This is a genomic window from Paractinoplanes tereljensis, assembly GCF_016862435.1.
Taxonomy (GTDB): domain Bacteria; phylum Actinomycetota; class Actinomycetes; order Mycobacteriales; family Micromonosporaceae; genus Actinoplanes; species Actinoplanes tereljensis.
In genome coordinates this window covers 138,415-155,277 of record NZ_BOMY01000020.1, presented here as the reverse complement: position 1 = coordinate 155,277, position 16,863 = coordinate 138,415, and the positions used below count along the sequence as shown (strand labels likewise).

Sequence of the window (16,863 nt, the reverse complement as noted above, 5' to 3'; positions counted from 1 at the left end):
GGTCACAGTCAATCGAGTGTTCGAATATCCGGAACGCCAGTTGATACAGTGCGACGGCATGACGGCCCCCTCGTTCTCCCAGTCGCTCGAACGCGGCCTGCGCATCCTCACCGAGTTCGCCGAGAACGGGCCGGTCCTGGGCATCGCCGAGCTGTCCCGGGCGGTCGAGCTCAACCGCAGCACCACCCACCGCTACGTGGCCACGCTGGCCAGCCTGGGTTTCCTGCAGCAGGACCCGGACACCCGGAAGTACTCGCTCGGCCCGCGGGTGGTCGACCTCGGGTTCGCCGCGATCAGCTCGATGGAGATCACCGGGGTGGCGGCCGCGCATCTGCAGACGCTCTCCGACGAGACCGGCTGCGCGGCCAGCATGGCGGTGCTGGACGGGGCCGACATCGTCTACGTCGAGCGGCGCCGCAGCCGGCGCGCGGCCGGGCTGGCCGTCGATCTCAACCTGCACGTCGGCTCGCGGCTGCCGGCCTACTGCACGTCGATGGGGAAGGTCCTGCTCGCCTACCGCGACCCGGTGGTCCTGCGGCCACTGCTGGACCGGATGGACCTGGCCCGGCGCGGGCCGAAGACGATCACCGTACGGGAACAGCTGGTCGCCGCCCTGGCGAAGGTGCGCCAGGCCGGGATCGCCGTCAACGACGAGGAACTGGCTCCGGGGCTGCGGTCGATCGCCGCCCCGATCCGGGACCGGTCCGGCCAGGTGGTCGCGGCCGTGAACGTGGCCGCCCACCTGACCACCTGGACCACCTCGGTCGAGCCGGTGATCAACCGGCTCGGCGGACCGCTCCGGCGGACCGCGGCCGAGATATCCCATCAACTGGGTTACCGTTCGAACATCTGAAACAGCGTGTTGATCGGCGCGACATCCCGGCCTATGGTCAGCCCACTCGAAGGGAGGCCAACGATGGCCCTGCTGGACCCCGCCAACTGGCAAAACCTGATCTTCGAGAACGGCTCCTGGCGCCCCGGAAGCGGTGCCACCATGCAGGTCGTCGAGCCCGCCACCGGCGACAGTCTCGGCGAGTTCGCGCTGGCCACCCCGGCCGATGTGGCGCACGCCGCCAAGGCCGCCGCGGCCGCGCAGAAGGACTGGGCCGCCCAGCCGCACAGTGCCCGCGCGGCCGTCCTGCGGCGCGCCGCCCAGCTGTGGGCCGAGCACGCCGAGGAGATCACCTGGTGGAACGTGCGCGAGGTCGGCGCGATCCCCGGGATGGCCGGCTTCGCCGTGCACGTGGCCGAGCAGGAGTGCTGGGAGGCCGCCGCGCTGCCCAGCCGCCCCTACGGCACGCTGGTGCCGAGCGAGGAACCGCGGCTGTCGCTGACCCGCCGTTACCCGGTCGGGGTGGTCGGGGTGATCTCGCCGTTCAACGTGCCGATCATCCTGGGCATCCGCTCGGTCGCCCCGGCTCTGGCGCTCGGCAACGCCGTACTCCTCAAGCCCGATCCCCGGACGGCCGTGACCGGCGGTCTGATCCTGGCCCGGATCTTCCAGGAGGCCGGCCTGCCGGACGGGTTGTTGCAGGTCCTGCCGGGCCTCGCCGACGTCGGCGAGGCCCTGGTGACCGACCCGCGGGTCGGTGTCATCTCGTTCACCGGTTCCACCGAGGCGGGCCGCCGGGTCGGCGCGATCGCCGGCAGTCACCTCAAGCGCGCCCACCTGGAGCTGGGCGGCAACTCGGCGCTGCTGGTGCTGGACGACGCCGACGTGGACGCCGCGGTCAACCTGGCCGCCTGGGGAAGTTTCTTCCACCAGGGCCAGATCTGCATGACCACCGGCCGGCACCTGGTGCACGAGCGCATCTACGACGACTTCGTCGAACGGCTGGCCGACAAGGCGGCGAAACTGCCGGTCGGCGACCCGGCCCGCGAGCAGGTCGCACTCGGCCCGGTGATCGACGCCGGCCAGCGCGACAAGATCCACGACATCGTGACGGCAAGCGTCGGCGACGGCGTACGGCTGGCGGCCGGAGGCGAATTTGATCGTCTCTTCTACCGCCCCACGGTGCTGGCCGGCGTCACCGCGTCGACGCCCGCGTTCGCCCGGGAGATCTTCGGCCCGGTCGCCCCGGTGGCCCGCTTCGGCACCATCGACGAGGCGATCGCGCTGGCCACCGACACCGAGTACGGCCTGTCCCTGGGCATCGTCACCCGCGACGCGATGCGCGGCTTCGAACTGGCCGACCGGATCCCCACCGGCATCGTGCACATCAACGACCAGACGGTGAACGACGAGGCCAACGCCCCGTTCGGTGGCACCGGGGCCTCCGGCACCGGCTCCCGCTTCGGCGGCGCCGAGGCGAACATCGACGCCTTCACCGAAACCCGCTGGGTGACGATGCGCAGCCAGCCGGCGGCCTTCCCGTTCTGAGCACGGGACTTTGGTCCCGCCGTTTCAGGAATTTCAGCCCGGGTCTTGTCTCTCGCCGCAGAGGAATCTCAGTGGTGAGAGATAAAGAGACCCCGGAGGCAACGATGACCACCACCGCGCACCGCCTTGAGACTGTTGAAGCTCCGGGCGCCATCCTCACCAAGCCCGCCGCTCGCACGCTCGCCGTCCTGCGGGTCGCCACCGGCTTCGTCTTCCTCTGGGCCTTCCTCGACAAGACCTTCGGCTTCGGGTTCAGCACCCCCTCGGCCAAAGCCTGGATCAACGGCGGGTCCCCGACCAAGGGCTTCCTCGCCAGCGTCGAGGTCGGGCCCTTCCAGAGCTTCTTCCACAACATCGCCGGCGCCGGCTGGGCCAACTGGCTGTTCATGCTCGGCATGCTCGGCGTCGGCCTCGCCCTCATCCTCGGCATCGGCCTGCGGGTCGCCGCTGGAGCCGGCACCGCGATCATGGCGATGATGTGGCTGGCCGAGTGGCCTCTGGCTTCGGGTAGCTCGAACCCGATCGTCGACTACCACGTCGTCTACGCGCTGGCCGCGATCGTCTTCGCTCTCACCTACGCCGGACAGACCTGGGGCCTCGGCAAGATATGGGCCAAGCTCCCGATCGTGCAGAAGAACCGCTGGCTCATCTGAACTGAATATCCGAAGCCGCCCTCCGGGGCGGCTTCGCTGTGTTCGCCCGCGGTGAGACGCTATCGACTGTGGAGCGCCGGGACTTCTTCGTGTCCTACACCCAGGCTGACCGGGTGTGGGCCGAGTGGATCGGCTGGCAGTTGGAAGAGGCCGGCTTCTCGGTGCTGCTGCAGGCGTGGGACATGGTGCCGGGGTCGAACTGGCTGCGGATGATGAACCAGGGGACCCGGTTCGCCGAGCGCACCATCGCGGTCGTCTCGGACGCCTACCTCAACGACTCGGAGTTCGGCGAGGCCGAGTGGCTGGCCGCGTTTCGCCATGACCCGCAGGGGCTGGCCGGGCGGCTCATCCCGATCCGGGTCGAGGACTGCGTGGTGGACGGGTTGCTGGCCGGCATCGTGCACGCCGACCTGTTCGGGATGCCGGACGAGACCGCCCAGCAGGTGCTACTCGACACCGTGCGCGCGGCGGCGCAACAACGCATCAAGCCGCTCACCGCACCCGCCTTTCCGGGTGGAACGGGTGGCGCAGTCGCGCCGGTGGTGTTCGCCGCGCCGGACTACCTGGCGCAGGTGCGGCAGATCGCGCCGCCGGAACTGATCGGCCGCGAAGCCGAACTCGCGGCGATGACGGCTTTCTGCACGGACGCGGCCGCCGGTGAGTACGTGTGCTGGCGGGCCGCGCCGTGGACCGGCAAGACGGCGCTGATGTCCACCTTCGTGCTCGACCCGCCGGCCGGCGTGCAGGTCGTGTCGTTCTTCGTCACCGCCCGCTACGCCGGCAACAGCGACCGCGCGGCGTACGTCGAAGCCGTGAACGAGCAGCTCGCGGCCCTGGTCGGGCACACCGTGCCGCCCTACCTCACGCCTGCGGCGCAGACTCGGCTGTACTGGTCGCTGCTCGACCGGGCCGCCGCGCGCTGCGCCGGGGCCGGGCAGCGGCTGCTGCTCGTCGTCGACGGCCTGGACGAGGACCGCGGGGTCACCACCGGCCCGGACGCCGGGAGCATCGCCGCGCTGCTGCCGGCGAAACCGCCGGCCGGGATGCGGGTCGTGGTCGCCGGGCGCCCGGACCCGCCGGTGCCGGCCGACGTGCCGGCCGGGCACCCGCTGCGCGACCCCGAGCGCCGGTGGATGCTGCGCGGTTCCGAGCACGCGGCGACGATCCACGCCGACATGCTCGCCGACCTGTCCCGGCTGCGCGACGGCACCGCGGTCGAGCGGGACGTGCTGGGCCTGGTCACCGCGGCCGGCGGCGGCCTGGCCAGCCGGGACCTGGCCGAGCTGAGCCAGCGGGCCGGGCACGAGGTGACCGACTGGGACATCGAGCGGCTGCTGGCCACGGTCGCCGGCCGCAGCTTCTCCAGCCGGGACCGGCGCTGGGCGGCCGGCACCCAGCCGCCGGTGTACGTGCTCGGCCATGAGGAGATCCAGCAGGAGTCGGCTCGCGCGTACGGACCGGTGCAGCTGGGCCGCTACCGGGAGCGGCTGCACGAGTGGGCCGGTCTTTACCGCGCGAGCGGCTGGCCGCCGGACACTCCGGAGTACCTGCTGCGCGGCTACTTCGATCTTCTGCTGGGCTCGGGCGACCTCACGCGGGCGGTCGGCTGCGTGACCGACCTGGTCCGGCATGACCGCATGCTCGACCTGTCCGGCGGGGACACCGCGGCCCTGGTGGAGATCACCAAGGCGCAGAACCTGATCCTGGCCGCGCCCGCGCCCGACCTCGCGGCACTGGCCCGGCTGGCATTCCACCGCGGCCGCCTCGCGAGCCGGAACAGCGAGATCCCGCCCGGCCTGCCCGCCGTCTGGGCCCGCCTCGGCCAGGCCGACCGGGCCGAACAACTGGCCCGGGCGATCACCGAGCCGGCGGCCCGGGCACTGGCCCTGATCCGGCTCGCGGCGGCCCTGGCCGAGGTCGGGGACGCCGAGCGGGTGGCGGGGGACGCCGAGCAGGTTGCCTACGCGGTCACTGATGTGGAGGACGACGCGGCGGTACTGGCCGGCCTCACCGAGGAGTTCGCCCGGCTCGGGCACCACGACCGGGCCCGGCGGCTGGCCGCGCACGCCGCGCGGGTGGTCGGTGCCGACGTCGAGCCGCATCGCCATCAGCGGGCCTTGAGCGGCCTGGCGGTCGCCCTCGCCCGGGCGGGCGATCGCGACGGCGCTGAGGAGTTCGCGTACGGGGTGAGCGATCCGAGCGATCGGACCGGAGTCCTGACCGACCTCGTGGATGCCCTCGCGGACCACCACGATCGGGCGGAGCGGATCGCCCGCACCATCAGCGGTTCGTACCAGCAGGCGAAGGCTCTCGGCGGCGTGGCCAAGGCGCTGGCCGAAGCGGGTGCCGGTGATCGCGCCGAACAGATCGCCCGGTCCATCACCGATCCCTACCTGCATGTGATGGCACTGACCCGGCTGGCGGGAGTGTCCGCCGAGATCGGCGACCTCGGCCGGGCTCGGCGGCTCACCGGCGAGGTGAACCGGCTCGCGCCCACCATCGCCCACCGGGAAAGCCGGGTCCGGATGCAGATCGAGATCGCCGAAGTCCTCGCCCGGACCGGCGAGACCGACCGGGCCCGAGCGGCGGCCGACGACGCCGAACGCCATTCCCGGCAGATCGCCGGCCGGTTCAGCCGGGCCCGGCTGACCATCATCGTCGGCGTTGTCGCCCGGATCGGGGACTACGACCGGGCCATCGCGATCGCCCGGTCGATCGCCGCGCCCTACGACCAGATGCAGGCGCTGAGCGAGGTGGTCACGGTCTGCACCGAGGCCGGTGACTACGACCGGGCCGAGCGGCTGGCCCGCACCATGCGGAATCATGAGGGACGCGAGCTGAGCGGCATCGCGGCGGCGCTCACCCGGGCCGGCGATTTCGACCGCGCCGAACGGCTCGCCTTGAGCATCGACCCGCCCGACGCGGCGCCGGTGCTGGAGGATCTCGCGGTGGCGATGGCCCGGGCCGGCGAATGGGACCGGGCCGAGCAACTCGCGACCGGCATTCCCGATCGGCATCACCGGGCGGCTGCGCTGCGCGGTGCCGCCCAAGCCTGCACGGTCGCCGGTGAATACGAACGGGCCGAGCGGCTGGCCCGGATCGTCGGGGACCCCGGCGACCAGGCCGAGGCGCTGAGCGGACTCGCACACGCCCTGCTCGGCATCGACGGTGACCGGACGGCTCGCCGGATGGCGGCCGAGGCCGAACGGCTCGCTCGTGGCACCACCAGGTCGTACCCCGCGGACCGGGTGGTGCGGGGACTGGCGAACGCCCTGGCCGTTGCCGGCGACGTCGACCGGGCCGAACAACTCGCGGGCGGTCTCACCGGGGAGGACCGGGCGCCGGCGCTGAGCGATGTTGCGATGATCATCGCGCAGACCGGCGACGGGGACCGCGCCGAACGGCTGGCCCGCACCATCACCGACCCGTACCACCAGGGGCGGGCGTTGCTGGTGCTGGCGGTGGTCCTGGCCCGGGCCGGGGACCATGACCGGGCCGAGCGGCTGGCCACCGGCCTGCGCGACAGGGACGTCGACGTGGCGTCGGCGACCAACCTTGCGCGGGTCTTCGTCCGGGCCGGCGAACTCGACCGGGCCGAGCGGCTGGCCGGAATCCTCGGCCCGGCCGCCCGGTCACGCGTGCTGCAGGGTCTGGCCGAGGCGCTCCTGGAGGCAGGTGAGCTCGATCGGGCCGAACGGATCGCGAACGAGGCGCCCGGCCGATCGGAGGGCGTGCAGGCGCTGGCCGGACTCGCGGTCGCCGTCGCGCGGGCGGGTGATCCGGACCGGGTCCGCCGGACGGTCGACCAGGCCGGAATGCTGGCCCGCACGATCGCCGACGCGGGCGACCGGGCGCGAGCGCTGACCGTGCTCGCGGGGGCGCTCGCGCGGATCGGCGACAGTCCGGGCGCCGAGCGGCTGGTCCGGGTCATCCGGGACCAGAACTACCGGGAGAGAGCGATCGCCGGCATCGTGGCCGCTCTCATCGAGGCCGGTGACCACGACGACGCCGAGCAGTTCGCCCGCCGGGCCGGTCGCCCGGCCCATGTGATCGGCTCGTCGGAGAGCGGGCTCAAGGTGCTCGGCGACCTGGCCATCGCGTTCGCCGGGGCAAACCAGGGCGCCCGCGCCGAGGAGGTACTCCGCACCATGCCGCCTTCGCCCCTGCTGGCCCAGGTCACCTTCCGGATCGCGCTGACCTTCGTTGAGGTGGGCGACCTCGGCCGAGCCGAACGTGCCGCGCGGGACATTCGCGACCCGGACGACCAGGCCAACGTGCTGAGCCGGCTGGCCGAAGGCCTCGCCCGGGCCGGCGATCACCATCGCGCCGGGCGGCTCGCGCTGTCCATCGGGAGACCCCAATTCCGGGCGTACGCGCTGTTCGGCGTCGCCGCGAGCCACCCGGACCGAGCCCGGCGGTTGATCGCCACGGCGTTGTGCGAGACGTTCCTGGAGGACCTGCCGCTGGACCGGCTGAGTAGCAGCGCGCCGGAGGTGCTCCGGAGTTTGTTCGAGGCGGTAGTCAGCCGACCAGTTTCGCCAGATCCGCCGCGGTGACCTCCTCCTGGCGGAAGACGATGCGGTAGACCACGTAACCCAGCCACGCCTGCGCGGTGACCTCGTCGCCGTCCAGGGCCGCGATCAGGTTCGACTCCCAGGGCTGCAGGATGCCGGCCAGGTCGGCCCGACCGGCCTCGCCGCGGGAGCTCATCGCCGCGGCCACCACGCTCGCGTCGCCGTACCGGGTGAGCGTGCCGACCAGGGCCGTGAGCTGCGCGATCGGGTCGCCGGGTGAGATCGCCGGGTCCGGGGCCAGGTGTTCGCGGACCGCGTCGGTGATCACCGCGGCCTTGTTGGGCCACCAGCGGTACAGGGTCATCTTGCCGACGCCGGAACGCTCGGCGATGCGTTCCATGGTGACCCGGTGGTAGCCGATCTCGCCGAGCAACTCCTCGGTGGCGGCCAGGACGGCACGGTGGGCCTCCGGGTCGCGTTTCGGGCCGGTGCGCGGACGGGCCACCAGAACTCCTCAGGTTGGCTGGGCGAAAGACGATACGAGACGTATCGTCAAGCATATCGGAGGAGGGCGGAGTCATGGCAACACTGAACGGCAAGACCGCGCTGGTGACGGGTGGGGCCAGCGGCATCGGCCGGGCGACGGCGTTCGGGCTGGCCCGGGCGGGTGCGGCGGTGATCGTGGCCGACGTGCAGGACGCGCTCGGCATCGACGTGGCGGCCGAGATCGAGAAGGATGGCGGGCGGGCGCTCTACCAGCACCTCGACGTCTCCGACCCGGCCGGCTGGGCCGAGGCCGTCGCCCTGGTCGAGAAGGAGTTCGGCTGGCTCGACGTGCTGGTCAACAACGCCGGCATCGACCACAAGGAGATCCTTGAGGACACCCCGCTGGCCACTTACGAGCGGGTCATCGCGGTCACCCAGACCAGCGTCTTCCTCGGCATGAAGGCGACCGCACCGCTGCTCAAGGCCAGTCAGGGCGCGGTCGTCAACGTGTCCTCGATCTTCGGAACGTCCGGCGGCTTCGGTTCCTCGCCGGCGTATCACGCCGCCAAGGGCGCGGTGCGCACGCTGACCAAGAACGTCGCGCTGGAGTGGGCGCCCTTGGGCGTACGGGTCAACAGCGTGCACCCGGGCTTCATCGAGACGCCGCTGATGGGGGACATCGACCGCACCCCGCTGATCGACGTGACCCCGCTGGGCCGGCTCGGCCGCTCCGAGGAGGTCGCCGACGCGATCGTGTTCCTCGCCGGCGACCAGGCCTCGTTCATCACCGGCTCGGAGCTCTACGTCGACGGCGGATATATAGCCCGCTGACCGGGTCGCGCCGGCCGGTGACCAGCCAGGCCGCGACGGCCAGCACCGCACCCCCGATGGTCAGTTGCAGCAGCATCCAGGGTGTGCTGTAACTCCAGTACGGCGAGCGGTTGAGCGCGCTGTGCACCGTGTTGACGAGGTCGCCGGACGCCGCCAGCACCCGCATCAGGTTGATGTAGAACGCGAAGGCCGGAACCACCAGCGCGGCGATGGCCAGCGCGGACAGGACGGCGGCGACGCGCCGCCGGACCGGGCCGGGCTGCCCGAGCAGGCGGTACGCCCCGGCTGCGGCCAGCAGCCAGCCGCCGATCAGCCCGAGCAGCACCCCGGCCAGGGTCAGCGGTCGCATCGTCCCGGTATCGGCCGGCGACACCATCACCGAGATGGTGCCGCGATCGGCCGTGACGTAGCCGGTGACCCGCATCAGCCGTCCGTCCCGGACGGCGTCGAACTGGGTGCCGCGCATCGGGACCTGGACCATCGCGCCGGTCACCGGGTCGGCGTCGTAGGAGGCTCCGCCGAGGTCGCGGATCGCACCGACCTGCCACCCGTCGGCGGCGAGGGTCTGCCGGGCGGGCTCGGGTGTCCACCCGGGCCGGTCGACGACGCCCGAGACATACGGTGTCCACCACGGCGACGACGAGCTGGTCGACCCGTATTCGTCGCCGCCGCCGGCCGCCTGGTGGGTCAGCGCCATCAGGGTGGTGTCATCGGGCAGCGACGCGAACGTCTGCTCGGCCGCCCACGAGGCGGCCGCCGATCCGAAACCGCCGCCGATCACCACGATCAGCGCCGCCGCGACCCAGACCAGGGGCCGCGCGGGCAGCCGGAAACGCTGGCGCAATCCGCTGACGAACAGGTGCCAGGCGTCCGACCGGCTGGGCCGGGTCTGGCCGTCGCCGGACATCTCCAGCAGCGTGGTGACGATCTCGGAGCCGTGCGCCCGGCGATAGCGACCCGGGTAGGCCAGCAGCAGCCGGCGGTACTGATTTTCCAGCGTCACGCGGCACCGCCGAACGACGGCCGGCGCCGCAGCTGCGTCTCGGCCGCCGACGCGTTGCGCCGCAACCGCTCGACCTCGGCCGACAGCGCCCCCGCGCCGCTGTCGGTGAGCCGGTAGTAACGGCGCAGCCGCCCGTCGACCGCTTCCTCCCGGTCGACCTCGATGTGCCCCTGCTCGGCGAGCCGGTCGAGCGCGCCGTAGAGCGTGCCGGCCCGCAACTTGACGTCGCCGCCGGACAGCGCGGCAACGGACAGGATTACCCCATAGCCGTGCAGGGGTTCCGCCGCCAGCGCGGTGAGAATGAGAAACGTGGGCTCTTGCATGCCGCCGACGTTACCGGGGCCGGTATATATCGTCAACCGTACTATCAAGGTCGGCGTGAACGCGCGCGGCCGGTTCTGGCAAGACAGGGTATGAGGATCGAGGCGGCGTTCGACGAGCACGCCCCGGGGCTGTGGCGCTATCTCGCCCGCCAGGTCGGCTCGGGCCGACATCGAGGACGGCCATGCCCGTACCGATGAACGGCTTGATGCCCGTACCCATCTTGGGCAGCTGGCCGCGGCAATTGCCGCACTCTCCGATGGTGACCGCGAGGTCTTGCTGCTCAGCAGCCTGGCCGGGTTCGGCGCCCGGGAGATCGGCGCCGCGCTCGGCATTCCGGAAGGGACCGTCCGGTCCCGGATGCATCGCGTGCGGCGCACGCTGCGCGCCACCCTCCCCGCGGTGAAAGGCGAGTCATGACCGACCTCGACGAAGCCCTCCAGGACCTTTACCCGCCAGCTGAGCTGGACGAACTCTCGCTGCGGCGGGCTCGGGCCCGCGTTCTTTCACCATCCGAGACCCGCAGGCGTACGCCGGGGAAAGTGCTCGCCGCGGCGGCCGTCGCCGTCCTGATCGCCATCGTCGTCATGGCGGTCATGACACGGGACCGGCCGGGCGCGATGGTCGAGGTGGCGCACACGCTGTCACTGGCCGCGGACGCGCAGAGTGCGAACCCGGACGCGCTGGTGCCGGCCGGCCAGTTCCGGTACATCGACCGACATGAACTGAACATGGCCTACGGCTCGGCCGCGCCCTACCGGTTCGGCCTGCGCCTCGAAACGTGGGTTCCGGCCGACCCGGCCGGCGAGTGGGTGCTTCGCCGGTCCGACACCGGTGAGCGAACCTATCCGGACGGGCGGCCCGGACCGGATGATGGCATTGCGGCACCGGAAACCTGGCGCGGCCGCTGTGGCGACTTCTTTCCGCAGCCCGGCGTGGACTCGTGCGACCGCCCCGGCAACTGGCAGGAGCCCACGGACTCGTTCGTCGACGGCCTGACCCGCGATTCGCGCCGGCTCTTCGACCAGCTGCGCCGGGAGACCGACGGGCACGGCCAGGACCCCGACCAGGAGGTGCTGGTCTACGTCGCCGACGCGCTGCGCAGCGGGCTGCTCCCGGCCGACCTGCGGGCGGCTCTCTATCGAGCACTGGCGTTGCTGCCTACGCTGACCATCACCGAGCGCACCACCACCCTGGACGGTCGCACCGGCACGGCGTTGGGCATCGCGGCCGCCGGCGAACGGCGGGAGATCGTCATCGACCCGGTGAGCGGCGCGTTCATCGGTGAGCGCACCCGGCTGACCCGGGACCGGGACGGCATTCCGGCCGGCACGGTCGTCTCGTCCAGCTCGGTGACCTACCGGGTGGTCAGGACAGCGGGTTGATCGTGGCGGCCGGGTCGAACGGGTGGCCGATGCGGCGCAGCATGTCGGCCAGGACCACCCACACCTGGTCGGCCAGCCAGTCGGTCAGGGCGGCGCGGCCGGTCTCGTCGGGGTGGTCCAGCCACCACAGGACGGCCGCGTCGACCACCCCGATCAGGCCGGCCACCACGTAGGCCGGCGGGCGGGTGTCGTAACCGGCCGCCCGCAGATAGCCGGCCAGGGCGTCGACCAGTTCGTCGACCGCGGCGGGGGAGCCGAGCCGGGCCCGGAAGCGGTAGAGGTTGGGGTGCTCGACCGCCCACTGCACGACCCGCTCGATCAGGCCGTGGATCACCGACGCCGGGGTTCCGCGAGCGGTCAGCGACGGCCGGATCCAGGCGCTCAGCTCGCGCGCGGCGTGCCGGCCGACCTCCTGGTCGAGGTCGTCCTTGCCGGTGAAGTGCCGGTACACGTGCGGGCGGGGGACCCCGGCCTGGTCGGCTATCGCACCCAGGCCCGCTTCCGTCCCGTACGCCTCGATGGCTCGGACCGCGGCCTCGACGATGCGCCTTCGCCGGTCATCGGTGGCCGCGGCGCGGCGCGCCGCGATCGTGTCCCGTTTCACAGACCGAACCCTAGTGCACTGGGTACAGTCCGTACCCATGACGGGTCTTCAGGACGCACTCGACGGTCGCTGGGCGCACGTGCGCCAGGAGGCTCGCAAGCAGCTCGCCGGTTCACACTTCGTCGCGGTGCCCGGCGAGACGATCGAGCAGGCCCGGGAGCGCGTCTCCCGGTTGATCACCGAGCTGCCCACCGATCCGGGCGTGGCCGCGGGCTTCCCCAAGGAGTACGGCGGTAGCGCCGACCCCGGCGGCTCGGTGGTGGCGGCCGAGATGCTGGCCCAGCTCGACCTGTCGCTGATGGTCAAGGCCGGCGTGCAGTGGGGGCTGTTCGGCGGGGCGGTGGTGGCCCTGGGCAGCGAGCGGCACCACGCGGCCTACCTGCCGGACATCATCTCGGCGAAGCTGATGGGCTGCTTCGCGATGACCGAGACCGGGCACGGCTCGGACGTCCAGCAGCTGCGCACGACGTGCACCTATGACCCGGTGACCGGCACGTTCGACCTGCACACGCCGCACGAGGCGGCCCGCAAGGACTACATCGGCAACGCGGCCCGGGACGGCCGGATGGCGGTCGTGTTCGCCCAGCTGATCACCGGGGGCAAGGGTTACGGCGTGCACGCCTGGCTGGTGCCGATCCGCGACGAGCAGGGCAATCCGCTGCCGGGCGTGACGATCGGCGACGACGGCCACAAGGCGGGTCTGCTCGGCGTGGACAACGGCCGGATCTCCTTCTCCCACGTATCCGTGCCTTTGGAGATGCTCCTTGATCGATATGGTCAGGTGAGTGCGGACGGGGTCTATACGAGCTCGATCGAGAACGACACCCGGCGGTTCTTCACCATGCTCGGCACGCTCGTGCGCGGGCGGGTGGTGGTCGGTGGGTCGTCGTCCTCGGCGACCAAGAGCGCGCTGACCATCGCCGTCCGGTACGGCGAGCTGCGCCGGCAGTTCGCGGCACCCGGCGAAGAGCGCGAGATCGTCATCAACGACTACCTGGTCCACCAGCGCAAACTGCTTGTCGCGCTGGCGCACACCTACGCGCTGACGTTCGCCCAGGAGGAGCTGGTCGTCGCCCTGCACGAGGTGCAGACCGCGGCCGGGGCGGTCGACGAGCACCGGCAGCGGGAGCTGGAGTCGCGGGCGGCCGGGCTGAAGGCCGTGCAGACCTGGCACGCCACGCACACCATCCAGCTCTGCCGGGAGGCCTGCGGCGGGGCCGGCTACCTGGCCGAGAACCGGCTGCCCGGGCTCAAGGCCGACACCGACGTGTTCACCACGTTCGAGGGCGACAACACCGTGCTGCTGCAGCTGGTCGCGAAGGGGCTGCTCACCGGCTATCGGGACGCGTTCGGCTCGCTCGACGGGTGGGGGCGGGCCCAGTTCGTCGCCGAGCAGGTGCGCGAGATGGTTCTGGAGCGTACGGCCGCAAGGTCTTTGATTCAAAGGCTTGTCGACGCGGTGCCGGGGCGGGACGAGGAGGTCGCGCTCACCGACCGGGGCTGGCATCTGCGGATGTTCGAGGACCGGGAGAAGCACCAGCTCGACGGGGTGATCCGGCGGCTGCGCGGGGGTGCCGCGCAGAAGCGGGACCGGCAGTTCGACATCTTCAACGACGTCCAGGACCACGTCCTGTCGGTGGCCAAGGCGCACGTCGACCGGGTGGTCCTGGAGGCGTTCGTCGCCCACGCTGCTGATGAGCCACTGCTGGAAAAGATGTGCGATCTGTACGCCCTGACGGTCATCGAGGCGAACAAGGGCTGGTATCTCGAGCACGGCCGGCTCACCCCGGCCCGGGCCAAGGCGGTCACCGCGAAGGTCAACGACCTGCTCAAGCAGCTCCGGCCGCACATGCGCGAGCTGGTCGACGCGTTCGCCATCCCCGAGGAGTGGCTGAACGCCGCCATCCTGCGTGAGGAAGGGGGCCGCCAGGAAGACATGGCGGCCCACGACCTCAGCGTCCGCTGACCCAATCTCTGGCCGACCCGGCCAGGTTGGCGGCCCCGCCGCCGACCCTGCGGACCACCTTCACCAGGGGGTCCTCCGAGTCGCGGAAGCTGTCCCGGTAGTGCGCGGCGGCGGCCTTCACGTCCTCGGTCACCGAGGCGTTCCGGTCGTCGTCGCGGCGCGGGTAGTCGCCCTCCAGAATCCGGGCGTACTCGCCGGAGTCCACCCAGCGGCGCAGCTCGGCCGCCCGGGCCACCGGGAAAGGCTCGCTGTTGAACGCGGTCATGCCCAGCTTGTGGATGCTGTCCCGCAGGTCGCCGCCACCCTCGTACTCCGCCGCCTGCTCCAGGAACGCGGCCGTGTCGATCTGCGACAGGTCGCCACCGCCGGCCGACTTCATGAACAGCCGGATCGACGCCGACTGGTCCTGCGCGGCGAGCAGCCCGGCCCGGTCGGCGGACAGCTCGGCCTTGCGCCACCACTCGTACATCGCCACGATGATCGCCCGCAGCGCCAGCGCGCCCACCGGGATCCAGCTGATGTTGGTGACCCAGCGGGTCAGGATCGTCATGATCGTCTGGTAGACGGCGTGCCCGCTGCGCACGTGGCCGAGCTCCCGGCCCAGCAGGGTGCGCAACTCCTCGTCGTCGAGCTTCTCCACGGCGGCCGTGCTGATCACCACGAACGGCTTATCCATGCCGATCGCCTTCGAGCTGATGATCGGGGCCTGCTCGACGTACAGCTCGGGGAGGTTCTCCACGTCGAGCGCGCGGGCCGCCTCGGTGTAGCGCTGAAAGACCCGCGGGTACTGCCGGTGGTCGACCCGGATCGCCCCGGCGAGGTACGACAGGCGGAACCCCCGCTCGTTCCACATGCCGAAGAACGCCTTCACCAGGTCGTCAAAGCCGCGCAGCTCGCGCAGGGCGGTCAGCGCACCCCGGTCGGCGGGGTGCTCCCAGGCCCGGGAGCTGATGCCGGTCAGCGTCACCCGCTGCCGCTCGGGCCGATTCTCGTCATCGATCGTCATGGCCGAAGCCTCCCTTACCCGCGCAAGCCCGGGCATCCGCCCTGAGCTGGATTTACCGCCCCCGGCTATGACTTTCGGCCGAGGACCGTGACCATCCCGTATTCGTGCCAACCGATGTAAAACTTCACAGCCGCTACACAGGTGTCCCCTTTGGATGGTCCCCCGACAGGACTCCCCACCGAGAGGGACATCAATGAGGAAGCTTCTGACCCGTGGCGCCGCCGCCACGGTTCTGGTGCTCACGGCCACCGGCGTGGGCATCGCGCAGGCGGCCACCAGCCCGCCGCCGCTGCAGTTCGTGGCGGCGACCAAGGCGGTCACCGCCGAGCGTTACGTCTGGGGCGACGAGGTCTACCTGTACTTCGACCTCGGCCTGCACGTGATCGCCGGCAAGGACCCGTTCGAGATCTGGGCGAAGCGCACCGGCTACGACAAGCCGATCACCGCCGAGCGGGTCGTGGTGCAGAACGGCAAGACCAAGAAGGTGGCGCTGCCGGCCGGCATGGTCACCGACTTCACCGGCCTCAAGGACTTCACCGCGATCACCATCAAGGACCCGGCCGGTCAGGTGGTCACCTCCTACAAGACGTCGTTCTGCGGCAACACCTGGGGCTCGGCCCGCACCCGGCCGGACGCCCCGGCCACCACGCCGTACCCCACGATGTGCGGCGGCGAGAACCCGTTCGCGCTCGGCGCGGTGTGGGGCGTGCAGGCCGGCTGGGACTCGGACGTCAACGTCCAGCCGGCGGTCGAGAACTTCGACCTGCCGCTCGGCAGCTACTCGGTGACCGCGACGGTCAACCCGGACTACCAGAAGCTGTTCGGCATTCCGGCCGAGCAGTCCACGGTCAATGTCGACCTCACCGTCGTCGACGGCGACAAAAACGGCAAATCGCTCGCCTCGGTCAAGGCCGCGAATGCTCCCGAGGCCGACAACCCGAACGCCGGCGAGCAGGTCAGTGCGTTCCGGCCGGAACTCCGGGCGCCGGCCAAGCGGCCTGCCACGCTCAAGGCCAAACCCGCCGCCGGGCCGCGCCCCGACCTCAAGTCGCTGCCGGCCTGGGGCATCTCGATCTCCCAGGAAGAAGACCAGAAGTGGTACGTCAACTTCGGCGCAACGGTGTGGAACGGGGGTACGTCGCCCCTGCTCGTGGACGGGTTCCGGCGTACCGGCACCGAGCTGATGGACGCGTACCAGTACTTCTTCGACGCCAAGGGCAACCAGGTCGGCTCGGTGCAGGCCGGCACGATGGAGTGGGACAACCGGGAGGGCCACAAGCACTGGCACTTCACCGACTTCGCCCAGTACAACCTGCTCGGCGCCGACCAGAAGCAGGTGGAACGCAGCGGCAAGGAGGCGTTCTGCCTGGCCAACACGGACGCCGTCGACTACACCATCCCGAACGCCAAGTGGCGTCCCGACAACACCGACCTCTCCACGTCGTGCGGCGCCAACACGGTGATCGCCGTCCGTGAGGTCCTCGACATCGGCAACGGCGACACCTACAGCCAGAGCCGCCCCGGCCAGTCGTTCGAGATCACCGACCTGCCGAACGGCACGTACTACATCCAGGTGCTGGCCAACCCGGCCAACAAGCTCGCCGAGCTGAGCACCACCAACAACTCAGCGCTGCGCCAGATCATCCTGGGCGGCACCCCCGACAACCGCACCGTGACCGTCCCCCCGGTCAACGGCATCCCGGGCTGACCGGCC

The 16,863-nt window shown here is 71.3% G+C and carries 13 protein-coding genes and 1 pseudogene; 9 read left to right on the top strand and 5 right to left on the bottom strand.

The window, feature by feature from the left end:
- The first annotated feature begins 58 nt into the window (after nt 1–58).
- The 4 genes from Ate02nite_RS14150 to Ate02nite_RS14135 all read left to right on the top strand — a co-directional run bounded on the left by Ate02nite_RS14150 (nt 59) and on the right by Ate02nite_RS14135 (nt 7,589).
- Entirely contained in the window at nt 59–853 is a 795-nt protein-coding gene (locus Ate02nite_RS14150) for an IclR family transcriptional regulator (RefSeq protein ID WP_203805400.1), read from the top strand.
- A 63-nt stretch (nt 854–916) separates the two neighbouring features.
- Nucleotides 917–2,380, top strand: coding sequence for an aldehyde dehydrogenase family protein (locus Ate02nite_RS14145; protein ID WP_203805398.1), 1,464 nt, complete (start codon nt 917–919; stop codon nt 2,378–2,380).
- 104 nt (nt 2,381–2,484) lie between these two features.
- Entirely contained in the window at nt 2,485–3,033 is a 549-nt protein-coding gene (locus tag Ate02nite_RS14140; protein ID WP_203805396.1) for a DoxX family protein, read from the top strand.
- A 68-nt stretch (nt 3,034–3,101) separates the two neighbouring features.
- Complete coding sequence (locus Ate02nite_RS14135) at nt 3,102–7,589, top strand: toll/interleukin-1 receptor domain-containing protein (RefSeq protein ID WP_203805394.1); 4,488 nt, start codon at nt 3,102–3,104, stop codon at nt 7,587–7,589.
- Here Ate02nite_RS14135 and Ate02nite_RS14130 read toward each other — a convergent pair.
- Nucleotides 7,555–8,052, bottom strand: coding sequence for a TetR/AcrR family transcriptional regulator (locus Ate02nite_RS14130; RefSeq protein ID WP_239147393.1), 498 nt, complete (start codon nt 8,050–8,052; stop codon nt 7,555–7,557). The genes Ate02nite_RS14135 and Ate02nite_RS14130 overlap by 35 nt on opposite strands.
- 74 nt (nt 8,053–8,126) lie before the next feature.
- Between Ate02nite_RS14130 and Ate02nite_RS14125 the strand changes: the two genes are divergently transcribed.
- Complete coding sequence (locus tag Ate02nite_RS14125) at nt 8,127–8,864, top strand: SDR family NAD(P)-dependent oxidoreductase (protein WP_203805392.1); 738 nt, start codon at nt 8,127–8,129, stop codon at nt 8,862–8,864.
- On the opposite strand, the gene Ate02nite_RS14120 is transcribed toward Ate02nite_RS14125, so the two are convergent.
- The gene (locus tag Ate02nite_RS14120) at nt 8,818–9,867 is read right to left on the bottom strand and encodes a hypothetical protein (RefSeq protein ID WP_203805390.1); all 1,050 of its coding nucleotides are present in this window, start codon (nt 9,865–9,867) and stop codon (nt 8,818–8,820) included. The genes Ate02nite_RS14125 and Ate02nite_RS14120 overlap by 47 nt on opposite strands.
- A complete protein-coding gene (locus tag Ate02nite_RS14115) occupies nt 9,864–10,190 on the bottom strand; it encodes a PadR family transcriptional regulator (protein WP_203805388.1) in 327 nt (108 codons plus the stop codon). The genes Ate02nite_RS14120 and Ate02nite_RS14115 overlap by 4 nt, the downstream gene beginning before the upstream one ends.
- 112 nt (nt 10,191–10,302) lie before the next feature.
- On the opposite strand from Ate02nite_RS14115, the pseudogene Ate02nite_RS14110 reads away from it, so the two are divergent.
- Nucleotides 10,303–10,608, top strand: a pseudogene (locus tag Ate02nite_RS14110) (RNA polymerase sigma factor); the annotation flags it as partial.
- Nucleotides 10,605–11,573, top strand: coding sequence for a CU044_5270 family protein (locus tag Ate02nite_RS14105; protein ID WP_203805386.1), 969 nt, complete (start codon nt 10,605–10,607; stop codon nt 11,571–11,573). The pseudogene Ate02nite_RS14110 and the gene Ate02nite_RS14105, both read left to right, overlap by 4 nt.
- Here the strand turns inward: Ate02nite_RS14105 and Ate02nite_RS14100 are convergent.
- Nucleotides 11,557–12,177 (bottom strand): TetR/AcrR family transcriptional regulator, encoded by a 621-nt coding sequence (locus Ate02nite_RS14100; protein ID WP_203805384.1) that lies wholly within the window; start codon nt 12,175–12,177, stop codon nt 11,557–11,559. The genes Ate02nite_RS14105 and Ate02nite_RS14100 overlap by 17 nt on opposite strands.
- A gap of 37 nt (nt 12,178–12,214) precedes the next feature.
- On the opposite strand from Ate02nite_RS14100, the gene Ate02nite_RS14095 reads away from it, so the two are divergent.
- Nucleotides 12,215–14,143 (top strand): acyl-CoA dehydrogenase family protein, encoded by a 1,929-nt coding sequence (locus Ate02nite_RS14095; RefSeq protein ID WP_203805382.1) that lies wholly within the window; start codon nt 12,215–12,217, stop codon nt 14,141–14,143.
- On the opposite strand, the gene Ate02nite_RS14090 is transcribed toward Ate02nite_RS14095, so the two are convergent.
- Entirely contained in the window at nt 14,130–15,149 is a 1,020-nt protein-coding gene (locus Ate02nite_RS14090; protein WP_203805380.1) for a M48 family metallopeptidase, read from the bottom strand. The two genes, Ate02nite_RS14095 and Ate02nite_RS14090, sit on opposite strands and share 14 nt — an antisense overlap.
- A gap of 193 nt (nt 15,150–15,342) precedes the next feature.
- Between Ate02nite_RS14090 and Ate02nite_RS14085 the strand changes: the two genes are divergently transcribed.
- Entirely contained in the window at nt 15,343–16,857 is a 1,515-nt protein-coding gene (locus Ate02nite_RS14085; protein ID WP_203805378.1) for a lysyl oxidase family protein, read from the top strand.
- Nucleotides 16,858–16,863: the final 6 nt, after the last annotated feature.

Excerpts from the sequence above, each read along its gene's own strand:
- Ate02nite_RS14150 (WP_203805400.1), top strand. The coding sequence starts at position 59 with ATGACGGCCCCCTCGTTCTCCCAGTCGCTCGAACGCGGCCTGCGCATC.
- Ate02nite_RS14145 (WP_203805398.1), top strand. The coding sequence starts at position 917 with ATGGCCCTGCTGGACCCCGCCAACTGGCAAAACCTGATCTTCGAGAAC.
- Ate02nite_RS14140 (WP_203805396.1), top strand. The coding sequence starts at position 2,485 with ATGACCACCACCGCGCACCGCCTTGAGACTGTTGAAGCTCCGGGCGCC.
- Ate02nite_RS14125 (WP_203805392.1), top strand. The coding sequence starts at position 8,127 with ATGGCAACACTGAACGGCAAGACCGCGCTGGTGACGGGTGGGGCCAGC.
- Ate02nite_RS14115 (WP_203805388.1), bottom strand. The coding sequence starts at position 10,190 with ATGCAAGAGCCCACGTTTCTCATTCTCACCGCGCTGGCGGCGGAACCC.
- Ate02nite_RS14105 (WP_203805386.1), top strand. The coding sequence starts at position 10,605 with ATGACCGACCTCGACGAAGCCCTCCAGGACCTTTACCCGCCAGCTGAG.
- Ate02nite_RS14095 (WP_203805382.1), top strand. The coding sequence starts at position 12,215 with ATGACGGGTCTTCAGGACGCACTCGACGGTCGCTGGGCGCACGTGCGC.
- Ate02nite_RS14090 (WP_203805380.1), bottom strand. The coding sequence starts at position 15,149 with ATGACGATCGATGACGAGAATCGGCCCGAGCGGCAGCGGGTGACGCTG.
- Ate02nite_RS14085 (WP_203805378.1), top strand. The coding sequence starts at position 15,343 with ATGAGGAAGCTTCTGACCCGTGGCGCCGCCGCCACGGTTCTGGTGCTC.